Source organism: Mesorhizobium wenxiniae, assembly GCF_002284535.1.
Lineage (GTDB): Bacteria > Pseudomonadota > Alphaproteobacteria > Rhizobiales > Rhizobiaceae > Mesorhizobium > Mesorhizobium wenxiniae.
On record NZ_NPKH01000024.1, the window covers coordinates 121,283 to 148,080 of the forward strand.

General features: G+C 63.3%; 27 protein-coding genes. 14 read left to right on the forward strand and 13 right to left on the reverse strand.

The window, feature by feature from the left end; genetic code table 11:
• The first annotated feature begins 51 nt into the window (after positions 1-51).
• On the forward strand, positions 52-1,218 hold the full coding sequence (locus CIT31_RS19905) for an NAD(P)/FAD-dependent oxidoreductase (protein ID WP_095520032.1): 1,167 nt from the start codon (positions 52-54) through the stop codon (positions 1,216-1,218).
• Here CIT31_RS19905 and CIT31_RS19910 read toward each other — a convergent pair.
• Together CIT31_RS19910 and CIT31_RS19915 are read right to left on the reverse strand one after the other, a co-directional pair.
• On the reverse strand, positions 1,137-1,925 hold the full coding sequence (locus CIT31_RS19910; RefSeq protein ID WP_342586941.1) for a DUF72 domain-containing protein: 789 nt from the start codon (positions 1,923-1,925) through the stop codon (positions 1,137-1,139). The genes CIT31_RS19905 and CIT31_RS19910 overlap by 82 nt on opposite strands.
• A gap of 158 nt (positions 1,926-2,083) precedes the next feature.
• Positions 2,084-2,509, reverse strand: coding sequence for a GNAT family N-acetyltransferase (locus CIT31_RS19915; RefSeq protein ID WP_095520172.1), 426 nt, complete (start codon positions 2,507-2,509; stop codon positions 2,084-2,086).
• Positions 2,510-2,663: 154 nt separating this feature from the next.
• On the opposite strand from CIT31_RS19915, the gene leuD reads away from it, so the two are divergent.
• Together leuD and CIT31_RS19925 are read left to right on the forward strand one after the other, a co-directional pair.
• Entirely contained in the window at positions 2,664-3,269 is a 606-nt protein-coding gene (leuD, locus tag CIT31_RS19920) for a 3-isopropylmalate dehydratase small subunit (protein WP_065007311.1), read from the forward strand.
• A 61-nt stretch (positions 3,270-3,330) separates the two neighbouring features.
• Positions 3,331-4,257, forward strand: a complete 927-nt coding sequence (locus tag CIT31_RS19925; RefSeq protein ID WP_095520034.1) for a hypothetical protein — start codon at positions 3,331-3,333, stop codon at positions 4,255-4,257.
• Positions 4,258-4,374: 117 nt separating this feature from the next.
• Here CIT31_RS19925 and CIT31_RS19930 read toward each other — a convergent pair whose 3' ends face one another.
• Complete coding sequence (locus CIT31_RS19930) at positions 4,375-5,169, reverse strand: lytic murein transglycosylase (protein WP_095520035.1); 795 nt, start codon at positions 5,167-5,169, stop codon at positions 4,375-4,377.
• Positions 5,170-5,435: 266 nt separating this feature from the next.
• Between CIT31_RS19930 and CIT31_RS19935 the strand changes: the two genes are divergently transcribed.
• The 7 genes from CIT31_RS19935 to rpsP all read left to right on the forward strand — a co-directional run bounded on the left by CIT31_RS19935 (position 5,436) and on the right by rpsP (position 12,459).
• The gene (locus CIT31_RS19935; RefSeq protein WP_095520036.1) at positions 5,436-6,683 is read left to right on the forward strand and encodes a flavin monoamine oxidase family protein; all 1,248 of its coding nucleotides are present in this window, start codon (positions 5,436-5,438) and stop codon (positions 6,681-6,683) included.
• 100 nt (positions 6,684-6,783) lie between these two features.
• Positions 6,784-7,875: a zinc-binding metallopeptidase family protein gene (locus CIT31_RS19940; protein WP_095520037.1), complete on the forward strand. Its 1,092-nt coding sequence runs from the start codon at positions 6,784-6,786 to the stop codon at positions 7,873-7,875.
• A 63-nt stretch (positions 7,876-7,938) separates the two neighbouring features.
• Positions 7,939-8,538, forward strand: a complete 600-nt coding sequence (locus CIT31_RS19945) for a DUF1236 domain-containing protein (protein ID WP_095520038.1) — start codon at positions 7,939-7,941, stop codon at positions 8,536-8,538.
• Between the two features lie 202 nt (positions 8,539-8,740).
• Positions 8,741-9,706: a CPBP family intramembrane glutamic endopeptidase gene (locus CIT31_RS19950; RefSeq protein WP_095520039.1), complete on the forward strand. Its 966-nt coding sequence runs from the start codon at positions 8,741-8,743 to the stop codon at positions 9,704-9,706.
• 308 nt (positions 9,707-10,014) lie between these two features.
• Positions 10,015-11,634 carry a signal recognition particle protein gene (gene ffh / locus CIT31_RS19955; RefSeq protein ID WP_095520040.1) on the forward strand — a complete coding sequence of 540 codons (1,620 nt, stop codon included), beginning with the start codon at positions 10,015-10,017 and terminating at the stop codon, positions 11,632-11,634.
• A gap of 7 nt (positions 11,635-11,641) precedes the next feature.
• Positions 11,642-11,968, forward strand: a complete 327-nt coding sequence (locus tag CIT31_RS19960) for a chorismate mutase (protein WP_095520041.1) — start codon at positions 11,642-11,644, stop codon at positions 11,966-11,968.
• A gap of 89 nt (positions 11,969-12,057) precedes the next feature.
• On the forward strand, positions 12,058-12,459 hold the full coding sequence (gene rpsP, locus CIT31_RS19965) for a 30S ribosomal protein S16 (protein WP_095520042.1): 402 nt from the start codon (positions 12,058-12,060) through the stop codon (positions 12,457-12,459).
• Between the two features lie 79 nt (positions 12,460-12,538).
• Here the strand turns inward: rpsP and CIT31_RS19970 are convergent, their stop codons facing one another.
• The 3 genes from CIT31_RS19970 to CIT31_RS19980 form a co-directional block, all read right to left on the reverse strand.
• On the reverse strand, positions 12,539-12,802 hold the full coding sequence (locus CIT31_RS19970; RefSeq protein ID WP_095520043.1) for a YMGG-like glycine zipper-containing protein: 264 nt from the start codon (positions 12,800-12,802) through the stop codon (positions 12,539-12,541).
• A 154-nt stretch (positions 12,803-12,956) separates the two neighbouring features.
• Positions 12,957-13,367: a DoxX family protein gene (locus CIT31_RS19975; RefSeq protein WP_095520044.1), complete on the reverse strand. Its 411-nt coding sequence runs from the start codon at positions 13,365-13,367 to the stop codon at positions 12,957-12,959.
• A 130-nt stretch (positions 13,368-13,497) separates the two neighbouring features.
• Positions 13,498-14,430, reverse strand: a complete 933-nt coding sequence (locus CIT31_RS19980; protein ID WP_245316400.1) for a bestrophin family protein — start codon at positions 14,428-14,430, stop codon at positions 13,498-13,500.
• A gap of 130 nt (positions 14,431-14,560) precedes the next feature.
• Between CIT31_RS19980 and CIT31_RS19985 the strand changes: the two genes are divergently transcribed.
• Positions 14,561-14,968, forward strand: coding sequence for an ACT domain-containing protein (locus CIT31_RS19985; RefSeq protein ID WP_095520173.1), 408 nt, complete (start codon positions 14,561-14,563; stop codon positions 14,966-14,968).
• A gap of 309 nt (positions 14,969-15,277) precedes the next feature.
• Here the strand turns inward: CIT31_RS19985 and CIT31_RS19990 are convergent, their stop codons facing one another.
• Positions 15,278-16,312 (reverse strand): aspartate-semialdehyde dehydrogenase, encoded by a 1,035-nt coding sequence (locus CIT31_RS19990; RefSeq protein WP_029349467.1) that lies wholly within the window; start codon positions 16,310-16,312, stop codon positions 15,278-15,280.
• A 437-nt stretch (positions 16,313-16,749) separates the two neighbouring features.
• Here CIT31_RS19990 and CIT31_RS19995 point away from each other — a divergent pair, with 437 nt between their 5' ends.
• Positions 16,750-18,591, forward strand: a complete 1,842-nt coding sequence (locus tag CIT31_RS19995) for a DEAD/DEAH box helicase (protein ID WP_095520045.1) — start codon at positions 16,750-16,752, stop codon at positions 18,589-18,591.
• 274 nt (positions 18,592-18,865) lie between these two features.
• Entirely contained in the window at positions 18,866-19,564 is a 699-nt protein-coding gene (locus tag CIT31_RS20000) for a DUF805 domain-containing protein (RefSeq protein ID WP_095520046.1), read from the forward strand.
• A gap of 421 nt (positions 19,565-19,985) precedes the next feature.
• Here CIT31_RS20000 and leuB read toward each other — a convergent pair whose 3' ends face one another.
• From leuB to CIT31_RS20020, 3 genes are all read right to left on the reverse strand, one after another.
• Complete coding sequence (gene leuB, locus CIT31_RS20010) at positions 19,986-21,089, reverse strand: 3-isopropylmalate dehydrogenase (protein ID WP_095520047.1); 1,104 nt, start codon at positions 21,087-21,089, stop codon at positions 19,986-19,988.
• 268 nt (positions 21,090-21,357) lie between these two features.
• Complete coding sequence (locus tag CIT31_RS20015; RefSeq protein ID WP_065007293.1) at positions 21,358-21,741, reverse strand: RidA family protein; 384 nt, start codon at positions 21,739-21,741, stop codon at positions 21,358-21,360.
• Positions 21,742-22,141: 400 nt separating this feature from the next.
• Complete coding sequence (locus tag CIT31_RS20020; protein WP_095520048.1) at positions 22,142-23,365, reverse strand: argininosuccinate synthase; 1,224 nt, start codon at positions 23,363-23,365, stop codon at positions 22,142-22,144.
• 178 nt (positions 23,366-23,543) lie between these two features.
• On the opposite strand from CIT31_RS20020, the gene CIT31_RS20025 reads away from it, so the two are divergent.
• The gene (locus CIT31_RS20025; RefSeq protein WP_029349456.1) at positions 23,544-24,185 is read left to right on the forward strand and encodes a LysE family translocator; all 642 of its coding nucleotides are present in this window, start codon (positions 23,544-23,546) and stop codon (positions 24,183-24,185) included.
• Here the strand turns inward: CIT31_RS20025 and CIT31_RS20030 are convergent.
• The 3 genes from CIT31_RS20030 to CIT31_RS20040 form a co-directional block, all read right to left on the reverse strand.
• Positions 24,157-24,636 (reverse strand): hypothetical protein, encoded by a 480-nt coding sequence (locus CIT31_RS20030; RefSeq protein WP_095520049.1) that lies wholly within the window; start codon positions 24,634-24,636, stop codon positions 24,157-24,159. The two genes, CIT31_RS20025 and CIT31_RS20030, sit on opposite strands and share 29 nt — an antisense overlap.
• Positions 24,633-25,868 (reverse strand): dual-specificity RNA methyltransferase RlmN, encoded by a 1,236-nt coding sequence (rlmN, locus tag CIT31_RS20035; RefSeq protein ID WP_095520050.1) that lies wholly within the window; start codon positions 25,866-25,868, stop codon positions 24,633-24,635. The genes CIT31_RS20030 and rlmN overlap by 4 nt, the downstream gene beginning before the upstream one ends.
• Before the next feature lie 199 nt (positions 25,869-26,067).
• A complete protein-coding gene (locus CIT31_RS20040; RefSeq protein WP_095520174.1) occupies positions 26,068-26,571 on the reverse strand; it encodes an invasion associated locus B family protein in 504 nt (167 codons plus the stop codon).
• Positions 26,572-26,798 lie beyond the last annotated feature (227 nt).

Consider the following 26,798-nt stretch of genomic DNA (forward strand, 5'->3'; position numbering starts at 1 on the left):
TTCCGAAAACCGGCTTTCGGGATCATGCTCTAGAACTGGAGACGCAAAAAAGTGCGCTACGACGTCGTCATCATCGGCGGAGCCATCGTCGGCTCCTCGATCGCCTATTATCTGCGCGAGGAAGGGTTTTCCGGTTCGATCGCGCTGGTCGAGCGCGACCCGCAATTCGCCCATGCGGCAACGACGCTGTCCTGTGCTTCCATTCGCCAGCAGTTTTCAATTCCCGACAACATCCGCCTGTCGCAGTTCACGCTGAAACTATTCCGGCGGCTGACGGAAGAGTTTGGAGCCGACGCCGATATCGGCTTTCGCGAAGGCGGTTATCTCATCCTCGCCGGCGAGAACGGACTGCCGATCCTCAAGGCGAACCACGAGGCGCAGATCGCCGAAGGCGCCGACATCGTCCTTGAGGATGCGGATGCGTTGGTGCGTCGCTTCCCATGGCTATCGGCCGAAGGCATCACCGCGGGCGCCTATGGCCGCAGCGGCGAGGGCTGGTTCGACGCGCATGCGATGCTGATGCTGTTCCGCAAGGCGCTGCGCGAGAAAAACATCGATTTCGTCACCGCTGACGTGACCGGCATCGAGCGGCAGGGCGACCGCGTCACCAGCGTCAACCTCGATAATGGCGAGCGGCTCGAGGCCGGCATCGTCGTCAACGCCGCCGGGCCGAATGCCGGCAAGGTTTCTGCAATGGCCGGACTGGTACTGCCGGTGGAACCGCGCAAGCGCAATGTCTTCATCTTCGAGGCGCGCGAGAAATATGCCGACATGCCGCTGCTGGTCGATCCGAGCGGCATTTATGTCAGGCCGGAAGGCTCGGTCTACATCACCGGCGGCGCCGAGCCGCAAGAGGGCGACGGCCCCGCCGATCCCGGCGATTTCGAGCCCGACTGGCCGCTGTTCGAAGAGGTGATCTGGCCAGTGCTGGCGACCCGCATTCCCGCCTTCGAAGCGATCAAGCCGACGCGCGCCTGGGCCGGTCATTACGACTACAACACGCTCGACCAGAACGCGGTGATCGGCCCGCATCCGCAGGTCAGGAATTTCCTCTTCGCCAACGGTTTTTCCGGCCACGGCCTGCAGCAGGCGCCGGCGGTTGGCAAGGCGATGGCCGAGCTGATCGTGCATGGCGGCTACCGCACGGTGGATTGCGCGGCGTTTGGGTACAGCCGTGTCGCAGAGGGGCGGGCGTTTCGCGAATTGAACGTGATCTGAGGCGCCATCACGTCTATGGCAAGGGCGTTGCCGAGCGCATGGCCCTTAACCGTGTTGTCGAAAATGCACCAGACCTCAGCGCCCGCCGCACTCGCCGCATCCAGCCGCTGCCTGATCGCGATCAGGCTGTCAGTGTCATAGTCCGAGTAATAAATACGCGGCGCGCCATGCAGGCGGAAATAGACGAGGCCCGGCCAGCCGGATGGCGTGGCTGCAGCGGGAACGCGAGCCGGATCGGCTGCCACACGCGCTACACGGAAGCCGGTCAGAAGCGCATCGGCGTCCTGTTCGAACCAGCTCGCATGACGAGGCTCGCAAGCTATTTTCGAGCCGGTTTGCTTTCGCAACAAACCGAAGAACTCCTCGGTGACACGCGGCTCGAAGGACAGGCTGGGTGGCAACTGCACTAGCAGCACAGCTAGCTTCCGGCCTAGGCCTCCGGCCTGCCCGAGGAATGCCCCGATCAGGTCTTCGCAGTCGGCAAGCCGATGCTCGTGTGTCACGGCCCTGGGGACCTTCACGCAGAAGCGGAAATCTTCCGGGACCGAATGCGTCCAACGCTCATAGGTCTCACGGCGGTGCGGCTTATAAAAGGATGAATTGATTTCGACGCCGGCAAGACGGCCGGAGTAACGCTCGAGATGCGCCCCGGATCCCGGGAAAAGATCCTTGTAGCGCGACGGGATGCCCCAACCGGCCGTGCCCACGAAGCATCGATGCTTTTCCATGCTGGAGATGTGGACAGGGCACTGCGCAGGTCAAGGGAGCGGTACTAGGCCGAGACCATGCGGCCGGCGCTCACCTGTCAGCACTATTCCGCGTGCTCGGCCGCTGCTTGGCTCCCGCCGGCAGAAAAATGCGTCCGTCAGCGCTCGCGGCCGAACCAGAACGCGTCGGCCATGCGCGCCATGCCGATCCGCTCGTAGAAGCCGACGGCGTCGGGCACGGAGATCAGTGAGATGGCGACGGAAGGTCCGAGCTGCCGCCGCGCTTCGTCGAGCAGACCCTTGCCGATGCCGAGCCCTTGCGCCGATTTGCAAACGGCGAGCTCGGAAATATAGCACACCCATGAGAAGTCGGTGATGCCTCGGGCGAGGCCAATCAGCGGCTTGCCAAGCGCATCGAGGCGCGCCGTCAACACCAGATCTGCATTGGCAAGCATCGCCTTCAGACGGACGTCGTCATCGATAGGTCGAGTGACGCCGAGGCCGGATTCCACCAGCACGCGGCGGAACTCGGCTGCGTCGAGGGCCGGTTCGCTGGCGTAGAGGACTTTGGGACGTGTTGTCATGCCGCCCAAGGTGCACCATAGGGCGGCAACTTTGAAGCGGTCTGTGCTCCAAGGGCCAAGGCCAGCCGAAAACAGCTGCCTTTTATTTGCCCGCAGCTTTGTGTAAACCGGGCGCCAACACATCCCCGCAGCGAAAAGAAGACGGGCAAAGACCATGGAAAAATTCACCAAGCTCACCGGCGTTGCCGCGCCGATGCCGATCGTCAATGTCGATACCGACATGATCATCCCCAAGGATTATCTCAAGACGATCAAGCGCACCGGGCTCGGCAGCGGACTGTTCGCCGAAATGCGCTACAAGGACGACGGTTCGGAAAATCCGGATTTCGTGCTCAACAAGCCGGCCTATCGCAAGGCGCAGATTCTGGTCGCCGGCGACAATTTCGGCTGCGGATCGAGCCGGGAGCACGCGCCGTGGGCGCTGCTCGATTTCGGCATACGCTGCGTCATCTCGACCTCGTTCGCCGACATTTTCTACAACAACTGCTTCAAAAACGGCATCCTGCCGATCACCGTCAGCCCCGAGGATCTGGAGAAGCTGATGGACGACGCCTCGCGCGGTTCCAACGCAACGCTGTCGGTCGACCTCGAAGCCAAGGAAATCCGCGGACCGGACGGCGGCGTGGTCAAGTTCGACCTCGACGACTTCAAGCGGCACTGCCTGCTCAACGGGCTCGACGATATCGGCCTGACCATGGAGAAGGCCGACGCCATCGCCTCGTTCGAGAAGAAGAACGCCGAGTTGCGACCCTGGGCCTGAACGGTACGATGAACCCGGCCGCGCCAGGCCGGGTTCGTGTCGGCTGAACGGAGGGACAGTCATGACACGTTCGCTTCTTGCCGGCGCCTGCGCGCTGGCGTGGATTCTGATGCCGGCGGCTGGCGCGCATGCACAGACCGACATGGTGCTCGTGCCGGCTGACGATGCGTCCGGGGCCGCCGACCTGGGCGCGTCGAGCAACGCGGCCCTAGCGGACGATGACAGCCAAGCACCGGTCTTGTTCGAGAGTGGGCAGCTGACCATCTCCCAACAGGAAGAGTATGGCGAGAAGGTGCTGGCCTATGACGGCAAGCAGCTGGCCAGCAATTACGAGGTGTCCTTCGACAAGATCGTCAAGGTCGGCGGGGTCAACGTCGCGCTGGTCGATGTCGGCGATGGCGGCAACCAGTGCGGCCCGGCCAAGGTGATCGTCTGGAAGCCAGAAGGCGGCACCATCCAGAGCATCACGGTCGAGCAGGATGAATGCGGCGCACCGCCGGCTGCGATCTCCGACAGCGCGATCTATTTCGTGCCCTACCTGCTGCCGGGCGTTTCCAAGCCGGCGCTGCAATGGTCGCCGACGGACGGGCTGACGACTGCCGGCAATCTCACCTATATGCCGGAGCCCGGCACTGACTGGAAAGACGTCGATCCGTCGAAATACGACAACGTCGTCGACGCTTTCCACAACGAGGCCGTCTACAGGCTGGCCGAGACGCTGCTCGGCAAGGAGATGCCCGAGATGGCGACCAGCCTGCTGGTCGGCGGCGGCACCGAGAAAGCCGCTTCGGGCGCCTTCTATGCCAGCGGCTGCGTGCCGCACGATTGCGGCGGCAATGACGGCTTCATGGTGGTCGATCCGGCCAACCACAAGCTCTATTTCGCCCGCCGGGGCGACAAGCCCGAGCCGGACGCGTGGCCAGCTGTGAACACGTGGCCCGCCGAGGTCAGGGAAGCGATGGACAAGGCGCTCGGCTCGCCGAATTAGCGTCTTGCTTCGCGCCTTCGTTCCCGAGGCGGGGCCGAGCGGCGGCTGTCGTACCCTTGGAGCATCAACAAAAAAGCCCGGCGCATGGCCGGGCTTTCCGTCGAACAGAGATTTCTATCAATCCGCATCGATCGCCGTGGCCATGCGGGCGATGGCCTGTTGATAGACGCTCGCGGAATTCCAGCCAGCAATTGCGCCCATATTCGCCTGCGCGCTCGCGCCAGCCCGCCAACCATGACCTCTGAGGAAGTTGGCGGTGGAAGCCAACGCAGTGGCCTTGTCGCGCAGATTTTTGTTGCCAACTCCATATGTCAAAACGTTCCCCGGCAGGAACTGCGTGTGGCCGATCTCGCCATGCGCGGCACCGACCGACGAGGCACTCAAAGCGCCGCTATCAACCAGCTTTAGGGCTGCAACAGCATGCGGGTAGAAGAACTCCGGGCGGCGGCAATCGTAGGCAAGCGTTAAAATGGCGGAGACCGTATTCTGCTTGCCCAAGTAGGAACCGAAGCCCGTTTCCATACCCCAGATGGCGAGCAACACACCCGGCGACACGCCATACGTCCGTTCGATCTTGCCGAACAGCGCCGCGTTCGACTTCTTCAGCGAACGGCCCTTGGAAATGATGGTGGACGCGCCACGGCGCTTCATGAAATTTTCCACCGAGCCGCCGAAAGCCTTATGGATGGCGCGGTCGACGCCGATCGTCTTTGTTGCGTAGGTCGCGCGAGCCAGAGCGGCCAGACCCTTCGAGCCTACACCGCTGGCCTTTGCTTCCTGCGCAAACTCTGCCTTCCACGCTTCGAAGCCCGCGCCCGTATTGCCGCATTGGGCGGCCTGTGCGCCTGTTGCCGCCGCAAGCATCATCGATGCCGCCGCCGCGAAAATCTTTCCCTTGGCAAAAAATGCCATGTTGCTCTCCTGGTTGCCTGGATCTTGTCCCGAATACGAATTTGCCAGCGAAACGCCCGCTTGTCACTGTTGGAGTGACGTGCGCCCACTTGGACGCAGTACGCTCCAGCACCTTTACAATCTGCGCATCGTGCTTTCCGAGAATCGGAACCGATTTTCGAGCCGCCGCGCTAAGAACTCGTTTACGCATCCTCGCCGCAGCGCTGGCGAATGCCGGAGAACTTGCTTACGATCAAGTAATTATTATGGCGGGGGCTAAAATATTCATGGAAGACGTTGACGTCGTGGTCATCGGCGCCGGTTCGGCGGGACTTTCCGCCGCCAAGACCCTGCGTTCGGCCGGCCTTTCCTTCAAGCTGTTCGAAGCGATGAATCGTATCGGCGGCCGCGCCTGGACCAGCGATCAGCATTTCGGCATTCCTTTCGATATCGGCTGCGCCTGGCTGCACGCGGCTGACCGCAATCCCTATTTTCCGGAGGCGCAAGCCGCCCGCTGGACGCTTCACCATCACGACATGAATATCGATCATCTCTATTATCGCAACCGAAAGGCGAACGAGGACGAAGAGGCCGCAATGAAGGCGGCCGATATCAGGCTGTTCGAGCTTCTGGCGGCGCATGAGGTCAAGGTTGGCGACGACGACCGTCTTTCGGCGTTGCTCGCCAAAGGCCATGCGCCGCGCGCCGCGGCCACCTTTGCCGGGCCGATGGACTTCGGCGCCGACGAGGACGAGATATCGATTCGCGACTTTCAGGCCGCCGCCGATCTCGATCCGAACTATTTCACCAAGGAGGGGTTCGGCGCACTGGTCGCCCGTTTCGGCGCCGACGTCCCCGTCGAGCTGTCGACGCCGGTGCGGAAAATCCTCTGGGACGTGCCTGGCGTCGCCTGCGTCACCGATCGCGGCACCATCCGCGCCAAGGCGGCCATCGTCACCGCCTCGCCGGCGGTGCTCGCCTTCGAGGAGATCGAATTCTCGCCGGCGCTGCCCGACACACATTTCGCTGCCTTCTTCGACCTGCCGATGGGCATGCTGACCAAGCTGCCGGTCGAAATCAGGGGCACAAGGCTCGGGCTGGCGCCCTTCGACGACCTGCTGATCGAGCGGCTGGCCAGGCACGACATCTACTTCCTTTGCTTTCCCTTCGACCTCGACCTCATGATCGGCTTCGTCGGCGGCGATTTCGCCTGGGAGATGTCGGCGGCGGGCGAGGTGGCAGGAGTCGACTTTGTCGTCGACCGGCTGTGCGCCGTATTCGGCGGCGACGTGCGGAAACATGTCGGGCGCGCCATGATGACCAATTGGGGCGGCGAGCGGTTCGTGCGCGGCGCTTATGCGGCGGCCCGCCCCGGCCGTTCGCAGGCGCGCGCCACGCTGATGCAGCCGGTGGCGGAAAAAATCTTCTTCGCCGGCGAGCATCTGGCCGGTCCGCTGATGCAGACCTGCGGCGGCGCCAGGCTGTCGGGCGAGGCGGTGGCGAGAACGGTCGCCGCCCAGCTTGCGGCAAAATAGCATTAGCAGGAACGCCGGCCGCCGACAGGCGTTTGGGCGATATGCCGCTCCGCACTATATCCGGACCTGATGATTTGAGACCTGATGATTTGAGATTGGGATGAAGCTCTTCGCTTGCCCGCATTGCGGCCACCGCCTCTATTTCGAGAACGCCCAGTGCCTGAACTGCGCCAGCCCCGTGCTCTACGATCCCGGGCATGCGCGCTTCGTGTTGTTAGGCGCCGGCGGCGTTTTCCAGTGCACCAATGCCGACGAGTGCGCCTGCAACTGGATGGCGGAACCCGGCCATGCCTTCTGCCGCGCCTGCGAGCTGAACCAACTGATCCCGGACCTTTCGGTCGATGGCAACCGCCGTCGCTGGATCCGCGTCGAAGCGGCTAAGAAGCGGGCAATCTATTCGCTGCTCGCCGCCGGACTGCCGGTCGTGCCCAAGCGGAACGCCGGCGACGAGGCCGGCCTCGCCTTCGACTTCCTCGCCGATCCGATCGGCGGCCCAGGGGGCGCGCGCATCCTGACCGGCCATGACAACGGCCTGATCACACTGAATGTCGCCGAGGCGGACTCGGCCGAGCGCGAAAGACGGCGCGTCGAGATGGGCGAGAACTACCGTACGTTGCTCGGGCATTTCCGCCACGAGCTCGGCCACTATTACTGGGACCGCCTGATCCGCGACGACCCGCAACGGCTTGCCGCCTTCCGCGCATTGTTCGGCGACGAGCGCATCGATTACGAGCAGGCGCTGAAGACCTACCATGCCGAAGGTGCTGCGCCCGACTGGCAGCAGGACCACATTTCCGCCTATGCCACGTCTCATCCCTGGGAGGACTGGGCCGAGACATGGGCACACCACCTGCACATCACCGATACGCTGGAGATGGTGCATGCACTGAATTTCCCGCTCGGCCGACTGGAAACGGTAGAGGCCAACGAGCTGTCGCGCAGCGACACCGGCGGCGAACTGCAACCGGCGCCGTCGGAACCTGCCGCCGTTCCCGAACCGTTCGAAAAGATCCTGGCCCGCTGGCTGGTGCTGTCGGAAGCGTCCAACTCGATCAACCGCTGCATGGGCCTGCCGGACCTTTATCCCTTTGTCATCTCGGAGGTGACCGCACGGAAGCTGGCCTTCGTCCATGAACTGCTGGCTGACGTGAAAGAAACCGGAACAAAACGTGAGCCGGCCGAGGCGTTTTAGCCGGAACGCATGAAGCCCTGTTTCGTTTTCGGTCGTGAGGGACCATCAAAACGGAGCGAAACCATGAACCGCATACTGTTTCCTGCTGTCGCCGGAGCGCTTGTCGCGATGTCGGGTACAGCCTTGGCCGATACCGCTGTCTCGGCTGTCGCCGATCTCAACATTCGAGCCGGCCCCGGCCCGCAATACCCGGTCATCGGCGTGCTCGCCGCCGGCCAGTCGGCAACGCTTGATGGCTGCATCCAAAACAGCAAATGGTGCACCATAGCCGAGGCCAATGGCCAGGGCTGGATTTATTCCGACTATGTGACGGCCGATTTCGGCGGCACCGAGGTCGTCCTGACCCGGCGCCCGGCCGACGCAGACATTACCATCGTCGAAGCCCCGGCTGACGTCGACTATCCCGACACCTATACCGGAGCGATCGTCGCTGGCGAGCCGATCGAGCCGATCAGTCGGCCTCCGGCCGAGGTCCGCACCTACATCGAGACCAACCGGGTCGACCCGGTCTATCTCGAGGGCGAGGTGGTTACCGGCGCGACCTTGCCCGATACCGTCGAGTTGCGCGAGATTCCGGACTACGACTACCGCTATGTCTATGTGAACGGTCAGCCGGCACTGGTCGATCCCGGCACCCGACGCATCATGTACGTCGAGCGCTGACATCAGCGAGCAATCAGGCGGCCGCCCGGCACGAGCCGACGGCGGCCGCCTCTGTCCGCTATCGTTAACCTGAGCTTCGTGCTGGAGCGGCGTGCCCGCCGCTCCAGCCTTCTGTTCGAACATCGGATTTCCCAAAACCGGTTCCACTTTTAGGTCCGATGCTCTAGATCATGCGACCCGATGCATCAGGCAAGGAACCCGCGTGATATCAGACCCTGTCGCGTTCGAGCACTACCGGCGCTCCCCCAACGCCAAGACGACCCTGCCGCGGCTCCTGCTCGGAACGGCGATCGTCGTCCTGTTCTGGGTCGCGACAACCGTCGTCGTGCTGTTCGGCGGCGCCTATGTTTTTGTTATCTGGCAGGCATCGTCTGGCGCCCCGATGGAAGGAGGGGCGGTGCAGAATTTCATGGCCTCGCCCGCCGGGATCCTCGCCGCGCTCGCCTCCTTTGCCGGGATCTGGCTCGGCCTGTGGGCTGCCATGCGCTGGGTCCATCGCGAGCCGCTGATGGCGCTGATCGGCACCAGCCGCCGCGTTTCGCGCTCGGGATTTCTTAGGGGATTGGCCGCGGTGTTGATCACATCGCTGCTCTCCGAGATCCTGCTCTATCTCCTGCAGCCCGAGATTGCGCGCGGCGCGATCGGTCTGTCGTCTTGGCTGCTGTTCCTGATCCCGATCGCTGCGCTGACCTTGCTGCAGACCTCGTCCGAAGAGGTGCTGTTTCGCGGCTATCTTCTCAGGGGCCTGGCCAACCGGTTTCAAAACCCCTTCATCTGGGCGCTGCTGCCAGGACTTCTATTCACTTCGATGCATTGGAGCCCAAGCTCGACGGCCGCCGTCAACGCCTGTGTGCTGGCCTCGATCGCCGCTTTTGCGCTGCTCCTGACGCTTGTGGTCTATGCCACCGGCAATCTCGGCGCGGCCTTCGGCGCTCATCTCGGCAACAATCTCGCCGGTTTCCTGCTGATTTCGCATCAGCAGAGCTACAATTCCTTCGCCCTGTTCAACGCCAAGCCGCTCGAAGGCCCCGGCTGGACGACGCTTGATGCCGTCCTCATCGCGGCGATCGGCATCGGCTGCAGCCTGTTGACTGTTCTGCTGCTGCTGCATCAGCGCTCGCCGCTGAAGGTCGAGCCGGATATTTCGTACCCCGGCGGCCCAAGCTGATGCGCATCACGCCGGTGGTGCTGCCATAAACCGAACCGGCCCGGTTCAGCGTATTCGGCCCGCGCCTTGACTCCGCGGCCGATTTCCTGTCTACACGCCGCGAATTCCGCGACGAGTATCCCTCCGAGCAAGCCGACCGGGACGCCGAAGCCTCTTTGAGGTGTCGTGCTGTAAATCGATCCTGGAGGCCAACATCCGGCAGCGCTGTGCGCCCCCGGGTGCTTTTTGGCTTTGGGCTTTACTTGGATACTGGGCGCGAACGCATTACTTCTCGGGCATCATCCGGGTGCCAGGGAAAAGGAAAAAGAATGTTTGAATCGCTGCAAGAGCGCCTTGGTTCGATCCTGAACGGCCTCACCGGCCGCGGTGCCCTGTCCGAGGCCGATGTCTCCGCGGCGCTGCGCGAGGTGCGCCGTGCGCTGCTCGAGGCCGACGTTGCGCTGGAAGTGGTGCGTTCCTTCACCGGCAAGGTACGCGAGAAGGCCGTCGGCGCCGCTGTGCTGAAGTCGATCAAGCCCGGGCAGATGGTCGTCAAGATCGTCCATGACGAGCTGGTCGAGATGCTGGGCGCCGAGGGCGTCGCCATCGACCTCAATGCACCGGCTCCGGTCGTCATCATGATGGTCGGCCTGCAGGGTTCCGGCAAGACCACGACATCGGCCAAGATCGCCAAGCGCCTCAACGAACGTCAGAACAAGAAGGTTCTGATGGCCTCGCTCGACACGCGGCGTCCCGCCGCGCAGGAGCAGCTCCGTCAGCTCGGCGAACAGGTCAAGGTCGCCACGCTGCCGATCGTCGAGGGCCAGACGCCGGTCGACATCGCCCGCCGCGCCGTGCAGGCGGCAAAGCTCGGCGGCCATGACCTCGTCATCCTCGACACCGCCGGCCGCACCCATATCGACGAGCCGCTGATGGTCGAGATGGCCGACATCAAGAAGGTGTCGTCGCCGCACGAAATTCTTTTGGTCGCCGATTCGCTGACCGGCCAGGACGCCGTCAATCTGGCGAAAAGCTTCGATGAGCGCGTCGGCATCACCGGGCTGGTGCTGACCCGCATGGACGGTGATGGCCGTGGTGGTGCAGCACTATCCATGCGCGCCGTCACCGGCAAGCCGATCAAGCTGATCGGCACCGGCGAGAAAATGGACGGGCTGGAGGAATTCCATCCCAAGCGCATCGCCGACCGCATCCTCGGCATGGGCGACATCATCAGCCTCGTCGAAAAGGCTGCCGAAAACATCGACGCCGAGCAGGCGGCGGCGATGGCCAAGAAGATGCAGTCGGGCAAATTCGACCTGAACGATCTTGCCGGCCAGCTTCAGCAGATGTCGAAGATGGGCGGCATGGGCGGCATCATGGGGATGATGCCGGGCATGGGCAAGATGAAGGACCAGATGGCCGCCGCCGGTCTCGACGACAAGATGTTCGGCCGCCAGCTCGCCATCATATCATCGATGACCAAGGCCGAGCGCGCCAACCCCGAGATTCTGAAGCACTCGCGCAAGAAGCGCATCGCCGCCGGCTCCGGCACCGATGCGGCCGAGATTAACAAGCTCCTGAAGATGCACCGCGGCATGGCCGACATGATGAAGGCGATGGGCGGCAAGGGCAAAGGCGGTGGCCTGATGCGCGGCATGATGGGCGGGCTGGCGCAGAAGATGGGCCTCGGCGGCATGATGCCAGGGGGTATGGGAGGCATGGGTGGCCCGGGCGGCATGATGGGCGGCGGCATGCCGGATCTGTCCAAGATGGACGCCAAGCAGCTCGAAGCCTTGCAGAAGCAGGCACAGGCAGCCGGTCTCGGCGGCATGAAGGGCCTGCCCGGTGGCCTTCCCGGTGGGGGTGGCGGCCTGCCTGGGCTGCCCGGCGGCATGAAGCTTCCTGGCTTGGGCGGTGGCGGGCTTCCCGGCCTTGGCAAGAAGAAGTGAGAGCGCCATGAACGAAGAAAAGGACATGGCCGACGCACGTGCGGCGCTGGTCGACTACCGCGCCTCGATCGACAACATCGACGCAGCGCTCATCTACATGCTGGCGGAGCGTTTCCGCTGCACCAAAGCGGTCGGCGAGCTGAAGGCGTCGCATGGCCTGCCGCCGGCCGATCCGGCACGCGAGCAGCAGCAGATCGCCCGCCTTCGCCAACTGGCGAAGGATGCCCATCTCGACCCGGATTTCGCGGAGAAATTCCTGAACTTCGTTGTCCGCGAAGTGATCCGACATCATGAGCAGATCGCCGCATCCAACGGCGTAGCGAAAACCGGCTGAGGACCAGTGCATGTCGCCCAACAACGACATGCATAAAGACGACAGCCATAACCCCGATCAACGAAAACCAGAATTTTAGGAGAAAGAAAATGCCACTGAAAATCCGACTGGCCCGTGCGGGCTCGAAGAAGCGTCCCTATTACCACGTCGTCGTCGCCGACGCCCGTTCGCCGCGCGACGGCCGTTTCATAGAGTCGCTCGGCTCGTGGAACCCGCTGCTGCCCAAGGACGGCGAGCGGGTCAAGGTCGACGCCGACCGCGTCAAGCATTGGCTCTCGCACGGCGCCCAGCCGACCGACCGCGTGCTGCGCTTCCTCGACGAGGCCGGCGTTGCCAAGCGTGAGGCCCGCTCCAATCCAAAGAAGGCCGAGCCCGGCAAGAAGGCGCAGGAACGCGCCGCACTTCTGAAGAAGGCGCAGGACGATGCAGCCGCCGCTGTTGCCGCCGCTGCAGCCGCGCCTGCCGAGGCGGAAGCCGCGACCGCCGAATAATCTGCTTTTTATCCCCTACGAAACGGCGGGCGCCTTTGTCCGCCGTTTGCTGTTTCGTCCGACTTATGACGCGGCCCGATCAATAGCCTTCAGGGCAGCGGGCGATGTAGACACGCCCATCGCGACCGCGATAGCGGCACCGGCCGGGTTCGGTAGCACGACCGATCAGTGCGCCGGCGAGGGCGCCGACAGCACCACCGACCACCGCACCTTCAACTTCGTCATCGGCCACTGCAGCGCCGATAGCAGCGCCCCCTAGTCCACCGACCGCCGCGCCCTGTTCTGTCCGGGAACAGGCTGCGAGCGAGGTTACCAGTACCATCAGGATTACCAGTTTCTTCATTGTCGTTCCTCTCAACCGGGTTTTCCGTCCTCGCCGCCACATCTTCTAACTCGCAAACGGGCGATTTGATCCAAAGTCAAAAGAAGAAGGGTGGCGGCAGACCGTGGTCCTCTCCGGCGACGCGACCGCCATCGAACAGCTTTTGAAGTCGGCTCTATCGGTTGAGCAGGATCAGCGCGCGCACCTTGGGGTTGCGCAGGAAAAGGCCGCCCCACAAGATGAAGCCGAGATAGACGCCGAACAGTGTGTGCGAAAACAGCAGGCTGCCGATACGTATATGCGTCGCGATGGCGCCACCGAGATAGGCGGTGAGCAGGATGGCGCCAAGCACCGAGGTGCGCGGCACCGCATAGAGCGCGGTCGAGACCAGCCCGATGATGCCGAGCATGCGCGAGACATTGGGATCGGCCGGCCAGCCGAGCTGCACCATGGTCTGGGTGACGACATCGAGCGGCGGCAGCTTGATGACGCCGTCGAAGATCATGAACAGCACGATGAGGGCGCTGAGCCCGCGGCCGGTCCACAGCGCGCCCGGCGTGACGGATGCAGTTTGAGACATGGTCATGGTCCTCCGGTTGTTTCAAGCGCTGGCCCCTCTTCGCCAGGATCGAACCAAGGACGCGGCGTGAGGCGGCGATCCGACACGCCTACGGCCTTTTGAGCGCACGGCGCTGCCAGGAGCTTGGGAACAAACCCTAGGAGAAATAGTATTTTTCGGCGGGGATCATTTTTGGCGGCGCCTGGCCGAGCGCCTCGAACACCGAGATTTCACAAACGCGGCACAGGCCGTCGAGGGCGAGGTTGTTGGCCTCGGTGCCGAACGGGTCCTCGAGTTCCTCCGAGAGCGCGTCGAGGCCGAAGAAAGTGTAGGCGATCAGCGCCGTGAACAGCGGCGTCGCCCAGCCGGCAGTCGAGGCGAGCCCAAACGGCAGCAGCAGGCAGAAGATATAGGCGGTGCGCTGCAGGAGCAGCGTGTAGGCAAACGGAAGCGGTGTTCCCATGATGCGCTCGCAACCGGCCTGCGCTGCGGCGATTTGCGACAGGCGCTCGTCGAGGATGCGGTACCCCATGACGTCGATCGGGCCGGCCCTGTACAGCGCGGCGGCTCGCTCGCCCATCCGCCGCACCATGGCGTCGGGCGGGTTGGCCAGCTTGGCGGCACTTTCGGCCTCTTCGCCGATGAACGCGCGTGCGTCCGATGTTGCGTCCACCCGCCGAAGCAGGCCGCGCAGGAAGTGGCAGAAGGCGATCGCCTCCATCAACATCCCGCGCAGTTCGATGCGATCCTCGATCAGCCCGGTGCTGGCGCGCGCCAGATTGCGAATGTCGAAGACAAGCTGGCCCCATAGCTTGCGCGCTTCCCACCAGCGGTCATAGGCGGCATTGTTGCGGAAACCGAGATAGATCGACAGCGCCACACCGAGTAAGGCAAACGGCGCGGGGCCGGCATTGCCGAAGTCGAGCTTCAGCGCCCCGACCGCCAGCACCACCAGCGCGCCATAGACACCGAAGCCGAAGATCTGCGGCAGGATGCGCGGCACCACCGAGCCGCGCGCATGATGAAGAACAGATGCAAGAATCCCGGGCGCGGGCGAACGATCATCGAAACCCCTTTCACGGACCGGCAATGATCCTGATCGGTTCCATTGTGCGATGCAATACGCGCATAAGCCCAGCCGTCAGCGACATGGCGGCGTCGCCTTGCCGGCTGGGGCCGAGCACGTTATCGAAAATCCGCAAGGCATTCGGGAGCAATCGATGGCCGGCGAGACCGATCTGAAGAAACTGCTGGCAACGATGACGCCGGAATTGCGTCCCGGCATCCATGTCTTCGCCACACTGCCGCCCGATGCGCCCGTGCCGGACAGCCTCGAGACGGTGATGCTGTTTCGCGAGCGCGAGGGCACGACGGTGATCGCGCTAGAGGAGGAAGCCAAGGCCGCTGGCCTGGCGACCGTCTTCCGCTGCCGGACGGTGACGCTGAACATCCATTCGTCGCTGGAGGCGGTCGGCTTCCTCGCCGCCATCACCGCGCGTCTGGCCGCCGCCGGCATGGGGGTCAATCCGGTCTCGGCCTTCTACCACGACCATTTGTTCGTGCCCGCCGACCGGGCGGAGGAGGCGATGGAGATACTAACGAGGCTGGCGGAGGAGAACCGTGATTGAGGCGTTGCGTCAAAACTGAGCAGAATTTGAGACGCCATGCCGCCCCTCGTCCCCTGCCTGGACCTTCTCCCCGTGAACAGGGAGAATGGGGCTAACGGCCGAAGGCCGAGCCCGCAGCTGCGGGCCGCCGGTTGTCCGGCGCCCCCGCCGCGGCAGCGGCGATACGGCCCCCTTGCCGGGACCTTTTCCCGTGAACGGGGAGAAGGGGCTAACGGCCGAAGGCCGAGCCCGCGACTGCGGGCCGCCGGTTGTCCGGCGCCCCCGCGGAGGGCCCGCCGCGGCAGCGGCGAAACGGCCCGTGAGCGATAACTATGCCGCCTTTTTCTTCGGCTGGATCAGCCCGCGCTCGATCAGCAGCTCCGCGATCTGCACCGCGTTGAGTGCCGCGCCCTTGCGCAGATTGTCAGAGACAATCCACATCGACAGGCCGTTGTCGACGGTCGAATCCTCGCGGATGCGCGAAATGAATGTGGCATCTTCGCCGGCCGAGTCCAGCGGCGTGATGTAGCCGCCGTCCTCACGCTTGTCGAGAACCTGGCAGCCCGGCGCTTCGCGCAGGATCTCGCGCGCCTCGTCGGCGGTGATCGGCTTTTCGAACTCGATGTTGACGGCTTCCGAATGGCCAATGAACACCGGCACGCGCACGCAGGTCGCCGTCAGCTTGATCTTGGGATCGAGCATCTTCTTGGTCTCGGCGACCATCTTCCACTCTTCCTTGGTGAAGCCGTCGTCGAGGAAGACGTCGATATGCGGGATGACGTTGAAGGCAATGCGCTTGGTGAATTTCTTGACGTCGACCTGGTCGGCGACGAACACGGCCCGCGTCTGCGTGAACAATTCGTCCATGCCTTCCTTGCCGGCGCCGGATACCGACTGGTAGGTGGCGACGACGACGCGTTTGATGGTGGCCAAGTCGTGCAGTGGCTTTAGCGCCACGACCAGTTGCGCCGTCGAGCAGTTCGGATTGGCGATGATGTTCTTGCGCGTGAACAGCGAAATCGCGTCCGGGTTCACCTCCGGCACGATCAGCGGCACGTCCTGATCGTAGCGGAAGGCCGACGAATTATCGATGACGACGCAGCCCTGCTTGCCGATCTTCGGCGACCATTCCTTCGAGACGTTGCCGCCGGCCGACATGATGCAGATGTCGGTGTCGGAAAAATCAAATTGGTCGAGCGCCCTGACCTTCAGTGTGCGGTCGCCGAACGACACTTCCGTGCCCTGGCTGCGCCGCGAGGCCAGCGCCACCACCTCGCTCACCGGAAAGCCGCGCTCTTCCAGTATGTTGAGCATTTCCCGGCCCACATTGCCCGTGGCGCCGACGATTGCAACCTTGAAACTCATCGAAATCTCCTGTCCTCTCCGCTCGGTTTTTGGAGAAAACCCGCCGACCTATGCGGGTTTCAACCCCCGGGCCGGACCCGGGAGAGGGGTGGTTAGGCCAAGGGAATCAGACCGTTTTAGTGGTCGTTTTAGCCGTAGTTTTGCTGGAACGAGGAGACGCGCCGACACGCCCGGCCCAATGGTTCGCATTACGGCCGGGGAGGTCGAATGCAAGAAGCGCCATCAAAAGGCCGCGCATCGAAACTATCCCGTTCGGTGCCGGCTTTTACGCGGTTTGCGCAAAGAGTCAATCGCGACGCGGCGAGGCGGCTTGCCCTGTACAATGGCGGCGGCGCGAAGTACGAACGATTGGATCGTTTGGCTCGTGGCGCTTCTGGCGCTCGCCGACGGATGACCCATTGCGGGGCATAAAAGAATCCGAATTCCGAAAGAAGCATATGTCCAATTTCGAAGCTATTGTCCCCGCGCTTGCAAAGGCGCTGGAAAAACGCGGCTATGTCGAGCTGACGCCGGTGCAGAAGGCGGTTCTCGAGCTCGGGCAGGCCGATGCGCTGGTTTCGGCGCAGACCGGCTCTGGCAAGACCGTTGCCTTCGGGCTGGCTCTGGCGCCGACTCTTCTCGACGGCGCGGAGCGCTTTTCCCATGCCGCAGCACCGCTGGCGCTGGCCATCGCGCCTACGCGGGAGCTCGCTTTGCAGGTGACGCGCGAGCTCGAATGGCTCTACGAACCGACCGGCGCAGCGATAGCGTCCTGCGTCGGTGGCATGGACATGCGCACCGAACGGCGCGTGCTGGAGCGCGGCGCCCATATCGTTGTCGGCACGCCCGGCCGGCTGCGCGACCACATCACCCGCAATTCGCTCGACATGTCTGAACTGAAGGCAGTGGTGCTCGACGAGGCCGACGAGATGCTCGATCTCGGCTTTCGTGAGGATCTCGAATTCATCCTCGACGCCGCCCCTGCCGAGCGCCGCACGCTGATGTTTTCGGCTACCGTGCCGCGCGCCATTGCCGCGCTGGCCAAAGGCTACCAGCGCGATGCGGTGCGCATCTCGGCCTCCGGCGAGGAGAAGCAGCATCTCGACATCGAATACCGGGCGCTGAGCGTAGCTCAGCCCGATCGGGAAAACGCCATCATCAACGTGCTGCGCTATTACGAGGCGAAGAACGCACTGGTGTTCTGCAACACGCGCGCCGCCGTCAATCACCTGACCGCGCGCTTCAACAACCGCAACTTTTCCGTCGTGGCGCTTTCGGGCGAGTTGAGTCAGAACGAGCGCAGCCACGCGCTGCAGGCGATGCGCGACGGCCGCGCCAAGGTCTGCATCGCCACCGACGTGGCGGCACGCGGCATCGACCTGCCCAACCTTGAACTGGTGATCCATGCCGACCTGCCGACCAATCCGGAGACGCTGCTGCACCGAAGCGGGCGGACGGGACGGGCGGGACGCAAAGGTGTCAGCGCGCTGATCGTGCCCAACAGTGCCCGCAGGCGCACCGAACGGCTGCTGCAAAGTGCCGGCCTTGCGGCGACATGGGCAAGCCCGCCTTCGGCCGACGACGTGCTGCGCCGCGACGACGAGCGCATCCTCGCCGACCCGGTCTTCAGCGAACCGGTGAAGGAAGAGGAGCGCTGCTTCATCAATGCGCTTCTCGAGCAGCACGGCCCCGAACAGGTGGCCGCCGCGTTCGTGCGCTTGTGCCGCTCCAGCCGCTCGGCGCCCGAGGATCTTCTTGACGTCGCGCCGTTCACGCCGTCGGGCGACAAGTTTGCGCGCCGGGACGAGGCGCCCAGCCGCCGCGACGATTTCGGCGACAGCGTCTGGTTCTCTCTGTCGGTAGGACGCCGGCAGAATGCCGAGCCGCGCTGGCTGATCCCGATGCTGTGCCGGACCGGCGGGATCAGCAAGCGCGAGATCGGTGCCATCAAGATGCAGCCTGAGGAAACCTTCGTGCAGATCGCGGCGGATTGGGCTGACCGGTTTCTCCAGGCGATCGGCCCCGACCGCAAGCTGCAGAACAACATCGCGATGAAGCGGCTGGACGGCACGCCCGACCTGTCGCGGGCCGGCTATCAGGAACCGCGACCCGACAAGAAGCCTCACCGCGGCAAGCGGACGTTCGACCAGAATGCGCCCAAATTCGAGAAGCGCACACCGTCAGCCGATCAGCGCGCTGCCGCGTTCGAGGCAAAGCCCTGGGCGGGGAAGTCAGCAAAGGCGAACTTCGAAAAGACCGGACCCGCCAAGAACAAGAAATCGAAGAAGCGGCCGGCTTAGCGACGTGCCGGCATCGTTGGCTTGTTATGGCCTGCAAGGGGCTGTCTTTCGCTCGATTCAGGTCTGCGCTGCCCCTCATCCGCCTGCCGGCACCTTCCCCGTAAACGGGGAGAAGCCGCTGGGCGGCGCAGACTTCGACGGTTGGTCGTCTCCCAACACGAGTGGGGCGCTATCTTTTGTCTGAAGCGATTGCTTCCCCATTTCCGCGCATACCCCTTGCGATCTGCCGGAACTTTGAACAGTCTGGCGAGACGCGAATGGGGGTGGGCAGGACATGCGCGGCGAAGTTCTTCACTATGACGAGGACCAGGGCTTCGGTTTCATCACCGGAGCCGATGGCAACCGCTACACGTTCGCGCGCGAGGATCTGCGTCGAGAAGCGTCGATGGCCAGGGGCACGGCCATCGAGTTCCAGCCGGCTGGCGGACGGGCACGCGACGTTTTTTCGATCCGCGCCCAAACCGCCAGTCCGCCGGCCGCCGCAACCGCCGCGCCGGCTCAAACCGCCAATGCGCCCGGGGCGCCGCAACATTTCGGCCGTTCCGCTGGAAATGGTCCCGCCGCGGCTACCGGATTGTGGGGTTATTTCTGGCGGGGCCTGACTGAAAATTACTTCAATTTCGCCGGCCGTGCCCGCCGCAAGGAATATTGGGGCTTTTGCCTGTTCTGGACGGTCGCGCTGATCGTGGTCGTCGGCGCCGGCCTTCTCATCGACGACACCATGGGCAATCTCGATGGCAGCGAATTGCCGGTGGTGACGGTCGGCCTTTGCGGAATCTTCCTGCTGGCGACAGCGCTGCCATGGATCGGACTGAACGTGCGTCGCCTGCACGACATCGGCTTGACCGGCTGGCTTTTTCTGGTGGTGTTCATCCCGACCATCGGCTGGCTGATCATCCTGGTCTTCGCGCTGATCCCGACGCAGGCCCGTGAAAACCAATGGGGTCCGGTGCCGACAGGCGTCGGGATTTAGCCGAAAAGTGTATATTGCCACTACATACAACTGTAGATACTAATAGGCCGCGATTCAGGGGAAGGCAATGCGCGGCACAGTGTACCGCTACAGGCAATGGCGGGCGAGAAAGCCGATCAACGCCCGACCGACACCCGCGTTGGCGGGCATTCTCGCGCCCGAACAGGTCCTTGAGGAACAGCAGCCGCTCAAGACCAATGCCGGGATGCGCGATCGCGACCGAGGCACCCCGCAGACATCGCCCTCAACGAAAGCGAGCGCAAAATGCCGATAGGCCGGGCATTCGTCGCCGAGCCATTTTTTGCAGCCGATAGAGCGCGGTCGGCGTCGAGCGGCGGCAGCCGACATTGCACCGCCATCTCATGAGCGCGAGTGCCGCCGGATCCCGGTCGTCGCCCAGCGGACGTCGACCGCCATGGGTTCAGCCCAGGAACTTGGCGATGATCGCATCGCCCATCTCAGTGGTGCCGACTTCGGTCATGCCGTCGGACAAGATATCCCTGGTGCGCAAGCCCTGGTCGAGCACGGCGGCGATGGCGCTTTCCAGGCGATCGGCCTCGGCGACCATGCCGAAGGAATAGCGCATGCACATGGCGAAGGAGGCGATCATGGCGATCGGGTTGGCGATGCCCTTGCCGGCGATATCGGGCGCCGAGCCGTGCACCGGCTCAAAGAGCGCCTTGCGCTTTTTCGTTCTGGCATCCGGCGCGCCGAGCGACGCCGAAGGCAGCATGCCGATCGAGCCGGTCAGCATGGCGGCGATGTCCGACAGCATGTCGCCGAACAGATTGTCGGTCACGATGACGTCGAACTGCTTGGGCCAGCGCACCAGCTGCATGCCGCCGGCATCGGCCAACATGTGATCGAGCTTGACGTCGGCATAGCGCGCCTTGTGGGTCTGCGTGACGACCTCGTTCCACAATACGCCTGTTTTCATCACATTGCGCTTTTCCATCGAGGTCACATGGTTGCGGCGTGTCCGCGCGAGCTCGAAGGCGACGCCCGAAATGCGCTCGATCTCGAACGTGTCGTAGACCTGTGTGTCGATGCCGCGCTTCTGGCCGTTGCCGAGATCGATGATCTGCTTCGGCTCGCCGAAATAGACGCCGCCGGTGAGCTCGCGAACGATCAGAATGTCGAGACCCTCGACCACATCCTGCTTGAGCGAGGAGGATGCCGCCAGCGCCGGATAGCAGATGGCGGGTCTAAGATTGGCGAACAGTTCCATGTCCTTGCGCAGCCGCAGCAGTCCGGCTTCCGGGCGCACTTCATAAGGCACCGCGTCCCATTTCGGCCCGCCGACGGCGCCGAACAGCACCGCGTCGGCAGCCATCGCCTTGGCCATGTCGGCGTCGGAAATCGCCGCGCCATGCGCGTCATAAGCGCAGCCGCCGACCAGCCCCTCATCGGTGATGAAGCCGCTACCGAGCTTGTCGTTCATGGCAACGATCAGCTTCTTCACCTCGGCCATCGCCTCGGGGCCGATGCCGTCGCCGGCGAGCAGGAGAAGATTTTTCGAAGCCATCAGAACCGTCCTAAACTGTGGCGCATGACCCCGAAATCGGAATCGATTTCGGAAAGGATCATGCGCAGAACCAAAATTCTACAGCGTCCTTTGCGCGTCCAAAAGGACGCGCGGCGCTGTCGTGAGCCGCGGTCTTGCTAAACGCCAAGCGGGCTATGCGCAAGCTCTGGTTCGGAGCATCTTGGCGATCCTCGTGCTCCATCAATCTTGCCGGACAGCGGGGCGCTGTCCAGCCGACATCGCGCAAGCTTCTGCACCGCCGCCACGCTCAGGCCGTGCGCTTGAGCGCCGTCACTTCGATCTCGATCTTCATTTCCGGCTTGTTGAGCTGGCAGACGATCATCGTCGCAGCCGGCCTGATGTCGCCAAAGGCTTCGCCGAGGATCGGAAAGACGATGTCGACGAAAGCCGCGTCGGTGATGTAGTAATGCGCCCGCACCACATCGGCCATTTCGAAACCGCCGTCCTGCAACGCGTTGGCGATCGTCGCTAGGCAATTGCGCGTCTGCGCCTCAACCGTCTCCGGCATCGACATGGTCGCATAGTCATAGCCGGTCGTTCCGGAAACGAAACACCAGTCGCCCTGTACCACGGCGCGCGAATAGCCGGCGGTCTTCTCGAAGGGCGAGCCGGTGGAGATCAGTTTTCGCATGGTTCCCTCGCACATTCTTGGGGCAATGTTGAGTTGAGCTGAAGAAGTGTCGTCCTGCCATGGGCCAGACGGTGCGGATCGACAGTGCAAAAACCGTGATAGGCATCGGGCCGACGCAGTTGGAAGCCGACCGGCAGCGAACGTCGATAGTTTTTCGGCGGCCAATTTCAGTGGCAAATCGCAAACTTTCGAGATTAGCCGAAACACCCCCTCCCTTCGTCATCCCAGGGTCTGCGCCGCGTCGCTTCGCTCCTTGCTCCGCCGTGGAACGACGAAGATGTGGTGGGCCTAACGCTAATCGCGAGCGTTGGAGACTTGCGGCCGGAAGCCGATCGGCAGCGGTCCACAGTTCTTTCCAGGCCCAGTCAAAGAGCCAAGTCCCTCTGTGCAGAGGAACCGGCTAGCTTTTTCGACCACGCGCCGCCAGCGTCCGCAGCCTTAGCGCATTGAGGCGGATGAAGCCTTCGGCGTCCTTCTGATCATAAGCGCCACGATCGTCCTCGAAGGTGACCAGCGCGTCGGAATAGAGCGTCTTCTTCGACTTGCGGCCGGTGACGATGACGTTGCCCTTGTAGAGCTTCAGCCGCACCGTGCCTTCGACATCTTCCTGGCTCTTGTCGATCATCGCCTGCAGCATCAGGCGCTCGGGCGCGAACCAGAAGCCGTTGTAGATCAGCTCGGCATAGCGCGGCATGAACTCGTCCTTGAGGTGGGCAGCACCCCGGTCGAGCGTGATCGATTCGATCGCCCGGTGGGCTGATATCAGGATGGTGCCGCCAGGGGTCTCGTAGACGCCGCGCGATTTCATGCCGACGAAACGGTTCTCGACAAGGTCTAGCCGGCCGATGCCGTTGTCGCGGCCGAGATCGTTGAGCGCCGCCAGCATCGTCGCCGGTGACAGCTTCTTGCCATCGAGCGCGATCGGATCGCCCTTCAGGAATTCGATTTCGATCTCGGTGACCTTGTCCGGCGCGTCCATCGGCGAGATGGTGCGCTGATGGACGAATTCCGGCGGCTCGCTCCACGGATCTTCCAGCACTTTGCCTTCGGAGGACGAATGTAGCAGGTTGGCGTCGACCGAAAACGGCGCGTCGCCCCTCTTGTCCTTCGGCACCGGGATCTGGTGCTGCTCGGCGAAGTTGATCAGGTCGGTGCGCGACTTGAACGACCAATCGCGCCATGGCGCGATGACCTTGATGTCGGGGTTGAGCGCATAGGCCGAAAGCTCGAATCGGACCTGGTCGTTGCCCTTGCCGGTGGCGCCGTGGGCGATCGCATCGGCGCCGGTTTCTTTGGCGATCTCGACGAGGTGCCTGGAGATCAGCGGCCGCGCGATCGAGGTACCGAGCAAATAGGTGCCTTCATAGACGGCATTGGCGCGGAACATCGGGAACACGAAGTCGGAAACGAACTCCTCGCGGACATCCATGATACGGATGTCCTTGATGCCCATCATCTCGGCTTTGCGCCGAGCCGGCTCCAGCTCGCCGCCCTGGCCGAGATCGGCGGTGAAGGTGACCACCTCGGCGCCGAGCTCGGTCTGCAGCCATTTCAGGATGATGGAAGTGTCGAGGCCGCCGGAATAGGCGAGCACGACTTTCTTGACGGCTTTTGCTTTTGACATTTGGGCGGTTCCGCGGCAGGAGTTCTCGGCGGGCGAGGTATCACGCCGGTTCCGGCTAGTGCAAGGGACGAAGGGTGCGACAGGCACGCTGGATCAGCTATTGCGCGGGCCAGTCGCTGGCGCAGGCACCCTGCCTGCGCTATAGGCTTCGCCGTCTTACGCCTCCAAAGGCCCGCCCATGTCCTTCATTCCCGACACCACGACGCTGATCCAGTTCGCCATCGCCACCGTGATCCTGGCGATCACGCCGGGGCCTGATATGACGCTGTTCGTGTCGCGCACGCTGAGCCAGGGCCGCGCCGCCGGCTTTGCCTCGATGGCCGGCGCGCTGTGTGGTACGCTGATCCACACGACGCTGGTGGTGGTCGGCGTCTCGGCGCTGATCGTCGCCTCGCCGGGGGCCTTTCTTGCGCTCAAGATTTTCGGCGCCGGCTATCTCGTCTTCTTAGCCTGGCAGGCGATCACCAGGGGCTCGGCCTTTTCGCCGGAGAAGAAGAGCGGGCCTGAGATTTCTCTGTTCCGCGCCTGGGCGGCAGGGCTCGGCGTCAATCTACTCAACCCGAAGATCATCCTGTTCTTCATGACCTTCCTTCCGCAGTTCGTCTCCGCCCATGATCCGAACGCGCCCGGAAAGCTGTTCTTCCTCGGCGCGATGTTCGTCGTTTTGTCGATCCCGGTAACAGCGCCGATGGTCTTTGCGGCAGAGAAATTCTCGACGGCGATGAAGGCCAGCCCGCGGGTGACGCGCGGCGTCGACTATCTGTTCGCCGGGGTGTTTTCGGCCTTCGCGCTCAAGATCCTGACCGCCCAGGCGAAATAGGGTTTCCGATTTCGCGCCAGCTTCCGGCCCAGCGCCCGGCGCTCAGCCAGTAGAAAATGCCGCCGACCATGCCGCAGCCGACCACGGCAGCGACGACGCGCGGATCGGTGATCTCGAAATTGGCATCGGCGGTCTGGTAGGCGAAGCCGAGGAAAACCGCAGCGACCACCGCACCCGCCAGCGCGTAGAACAGCCAGTCGCGCCGCCCGAAGATCTCGGAGACGAGGATGGCGATGGCCGCCGGCATGAAGGCGAAATAGGCGACGAACAGCGCGACGAAGGGAACGGAAAACCATAGCGAGGCCTGCGCCGCCGGTTGCGTCTCGTCCGTCATCAGTCCCAGCGACGCCAGAAACATGATGTTGAGGAAGGCGCTGGCCGCCAGCGCGGCGACGACATAGCCGATCAGGATGACGGCGAAGCGAATGAGATAGGCGACAAGGCGGTTCACGCCTCGCCGTGCCCCGCGATCATCATCGCTTCCAACGCCAGCCGGTCGACCTTGCGCATGCGCTCGGACTCCGACTTGAGCTGGCCGCAAGCGGCGAGGATGTCGCGGCCGCGCGGCGTGCGGATCGGCGAAGCATAGCCGGCATTGTTGATGTAGTCCGCGAATTTCTCGATCGTCTCCCAATCCGAGCACTGGTAGTTGGTGCCTGGCCACGGGTTGAACGGGATCAGATTGATCTTGGCGGGAATGCCCTTGAGCAGCCTGATCAGCCCCTTGGCGTCCTCGATCGAATCGTTGACGTCCTTCAGCATCACATATTCGAAAGTGATGCGGCGGGCGTTCGACAGGCCGGGATAGGCGCGGCAGGCGGCGATCAGCTCTTTCAACGGATATTTTTTGTTGATCGGCACCAAAAGGTCGCGCAGATCGTCGTTGGTGGCGTGCAGCGAGATCGCCAGCATGACGCCGATCTCCTCGCCGGTGCGGGAGATTTCCGGCACGACGCCGGAGGTCGACAGCGTGATGCGTCTTTTCGATAGGGAAAGCCCGTCGCCGTCGGACGCGATCAGCAGCGCCTTCTTCACCGCGTCGAAATTGTAGAGCGGCTCGCCCATGCCCATCATGACGACGTTGGACACCTTCCGACCCTCGGCCGGCACGATGGCGCCGTCCGGCGTGTCGCGGTCGGGGAAATCGCCGAGCCGGTCGCGGGCGGTCAAAAGCTGGGCGAGAATTTCCTCTGACGTCAGGTTGCGCACCAGCTTCTGCGTGCCAGTGTGGCAGAAGGAGCAGGTCAGCGTGCAGCCGACCTGCGAGGAGATGCAGAGCGTGCCGCGGCCTTCTTCGGGAATGTAGACGGTCTCGATTTCTACCGGCCGGCCGGCGCCGCGCGGCGGAAAGCGAAACAACCATTTGCGCGTCCCGTCGGAGGAAATCTGCTCCTCGACGATCTCGGGCCTGGCGACGGTGAAATGCTTGTCGAGCTCGGCGCGCAAATCCTTGGAGATGTTGAACATGCTGGCAAAGTCGGAGACGCCGCGCACATACATCCAGTGCCAGAGCTGTTGGGCGCGCATTTTGGCCTGGCGCTCCGGCACGATGCCTGAGGCAACGAGGGCTGCGCCAAGCTCGGCCCGGGTCAGGCCGATCAGCGACGGTTTTTCGGCCGGCGTGGCGCGGGCGCGCAACGCGTCACGGGCGCCCTCAGTGGTAAGGTCGAATGAAAGGGTCATTGTTGCGCCAATATAAGCGATTTGCGGCCGATTACAGCATCGTGCTGGAAATGAAGCGCGGCGCATAGCACAGGTTGATGGCCGAGTCATGGGTGGCGGCGGCGCAAGGCCGGCCGCGATGTGGCCGCCGACGGCGTTTTAAAGAGCAGAAAGCCGGGCTTGCCGCCCGGCCCTTACTCAGACTTTGCTTCGCCTATGGCTATTTGCACCTGGCGATGGACGACAGCGCCGCCGAAATGCCTTTCAGCGAAAAAACATAGGTAGTGGTGTTGCCGCGGCCGGATTTCGCCTGCACCCTCATGTCGCTGCCGGACTTCATCGCGGCGATGAGCACCGGCTCCTCGGCGGCATTCTCGACCCAGGCCGACTTGCCGCGGGTGAACATCGAAAAGCTCTTGCCGTCGATGGTGACGGTGGCCTTGGAGTTTTCCTGGAAATTGTAGCCGGCGATGAATTGCGGTTCATAGGACACCTGTTGTCCCGGCCGCTGGCTGACGAAGAAGAACATGTCGCCATGGTCAAGCGTCGGCGGCTGCTTGTCGGTCGGCACGGTCAACACGTAGCAAACCTTGCCGCCCGACGCCTGGTAGCTGTAAGTGCCCCAGGCATTGTGCTGGCCGATCTTGGTCGCGGACTGCGCCAGAGCCGGCGCTGTCACGGCCACCAGGACCAGGCTCCAAATTGTAGCAATCAATCCGCGCATCGCTTTTCCCATATATGGTGCGGAAGCAGGCCGGCTCGGCGTCCTGCCCGTCGCTTCATTTTGATTTAATCTGGGTTACCAAACGGTGAACTTCCCTTCAGGAAAAGGAGATCCACCCAGGAAACCGCCGCCATCCTTGCGCCCGTCGCTCCAATAGCGGCAGTTGCAATGTCCCTTTCGCGACTTGGATGCCACGAAAGCGGCAAGAGTTTGACTTTTCTGCCTTA

Bases quoted from the DNA above. Each gene is read 5' to 3' on its own strand.
- CIT31_RS19915 (WP_095520172.1), bottom strand. From the start codon at position 2,509: ATGACAACACGTCCCAAAGTCCTCTACGCCAGCGAACCGGCCCTCGAC.
- leuD (WP_065007311.1), top strand. From the start codon at position 2,664: ATGGAAAAATTCACCAAGCTCACCGGCGTTGCCGCGCCGATGCCGATC.
- CIT31_RS19925 (WP_095520034.1), top strand. From the start codon at position 3,331: ATGACACGTTCGCTTCTTGCCGGCGCCTGCGCGCTGGCGTGGATTCTG.
- CIT31_RS19930 (WP_095520035.1), bottom strand. From the start codon at position 5,169: ATGGCATTTTTTGCCAAGGGAAAGATTTTCGCGGCGGCGGCATCGATG.
- CIT31_RS19935 (WP_095520036.1), top strand. From the start codon at position 5,436: ATGGAAGACGTTGACGTCGTGGTCATCGGCGCCGGTTCGGCGGGACTT.
- CIT31_RS19940 (WP_095520037.1), top strand. From the start codon at position 6,784: ATGAAGCTCTTCGCTTGCCCGCATTGCGGCCACCGCCTCTATTTCGAG.
- CIT31_RS19945 (WP_095520038.1), top strand. From the start codon at position 7,939: ATGAACCGCATACTGTTTCCTGCTGTCGCCGGAGCGCTTGTCGCGATG.
- ffh (WP_095520040.1), top strand. From the start codon at position 10,015: ATGTTTGAATCGCTGCAAGAGCGCCTTGGTTCGATCCTGAACGGCCTC.
- CIT31_RS19960 (WP_095520041.1), top strand. From the start codon at position 11,642: ATGAACGAAGAAAAGGACATGGCCGACGCACGTGCGGCGCTGGTCGAC.
- rpsP (WP_095520042.1), top strand. From the start codon at position 12,058: ATGCCACTGAAAATCCGACTGGCCCGTGCGGGCTCGAAGAAGCGTCCC.
- CIT31_RS19970 (WP_095520043.1), bottom strand. From the start codon at position 12,802: ATGAAGAAACTGGTAATCCTGATGGTACTGGTAACCTCGCTCGCAGCC.
- CIT31_RS19975 (WP_095520044.1), bottom strand. From the start codon at position 13,367: ATGACCATGTCTCAAACTGCATCCGTCACGCCGGGCGCGCTGTGGACC.
- CIT31_RS19985 (WP_095520173.1), top strand. From the start codon at position 14,561: ATGGCCGGCGAGACCGATCTGAAGAAACTGCTGGCAACGATGACGCCG.
- CIT31_RS19990 (WP_029349467.1), bottom strand. From the start codon at position 16,312: ATGAGTTTCAAGGTTGCAATCGTCGGCGCCACGGGCAATGTGGGCCGG.
- CIT31_RS19995 (WP_095520045.1), top strand. From the start codon at position 16,750: ATGTCCAATTTCGAAGCTATTGTCCCCGCGCTTGCAAAGGCGCTGGAA.
- CIT31_RS20000 (WP_095520046.1), top strand. From the start codon at position 18,866: ATGCGCGGCGAAGTTCTTCACTATGACGAGGACCAGGGCTTCGGTTTC.
- leuB (WP_095520047.1), bottom strand. From the start codon at position 21,089: ATGGCTTCGAAAAATCTTCTCCTGCTCGCCGGCGACGGCATCGGCCCC.
- CIT31_RS20015 (WP_065007293.1), bottom strand. From the start codon at position 21,741: ATGCGAAAACTGATCTCCACCGGCTCGCCCTTCGAGAAGACCGCCGGC.
- CIT31_RS20020 (WP_095520048.1), bottom strand. From the start codon at position 23,365: ATGTCAAAAGCAAAAGCCGTCAAGAAAGTCGTGCTCGCCTATTCCGGC.
- CIT31_RS20025 (WP_029349456.1), top strand. From the start codon at position 23,544: ATGTCCTTCATTCCCGACACCACGACGCTGATCCAGTTCGCCATCGCC.
- rlmN (WP_095520050.1), bottom strand. From the start codon at position 25,868: ATGACCCTTTCATTCGACCTTACCACTGAGGGCGCCCGTGACGCGTTG.
- CIT31_RS20040 (WP_095520174.1), bottom strand. From the start codon at position 26,571: ATGCGCGGATTGATTGCTACAATTTGGAGCCTGGTCCTGGTGGCCGTG.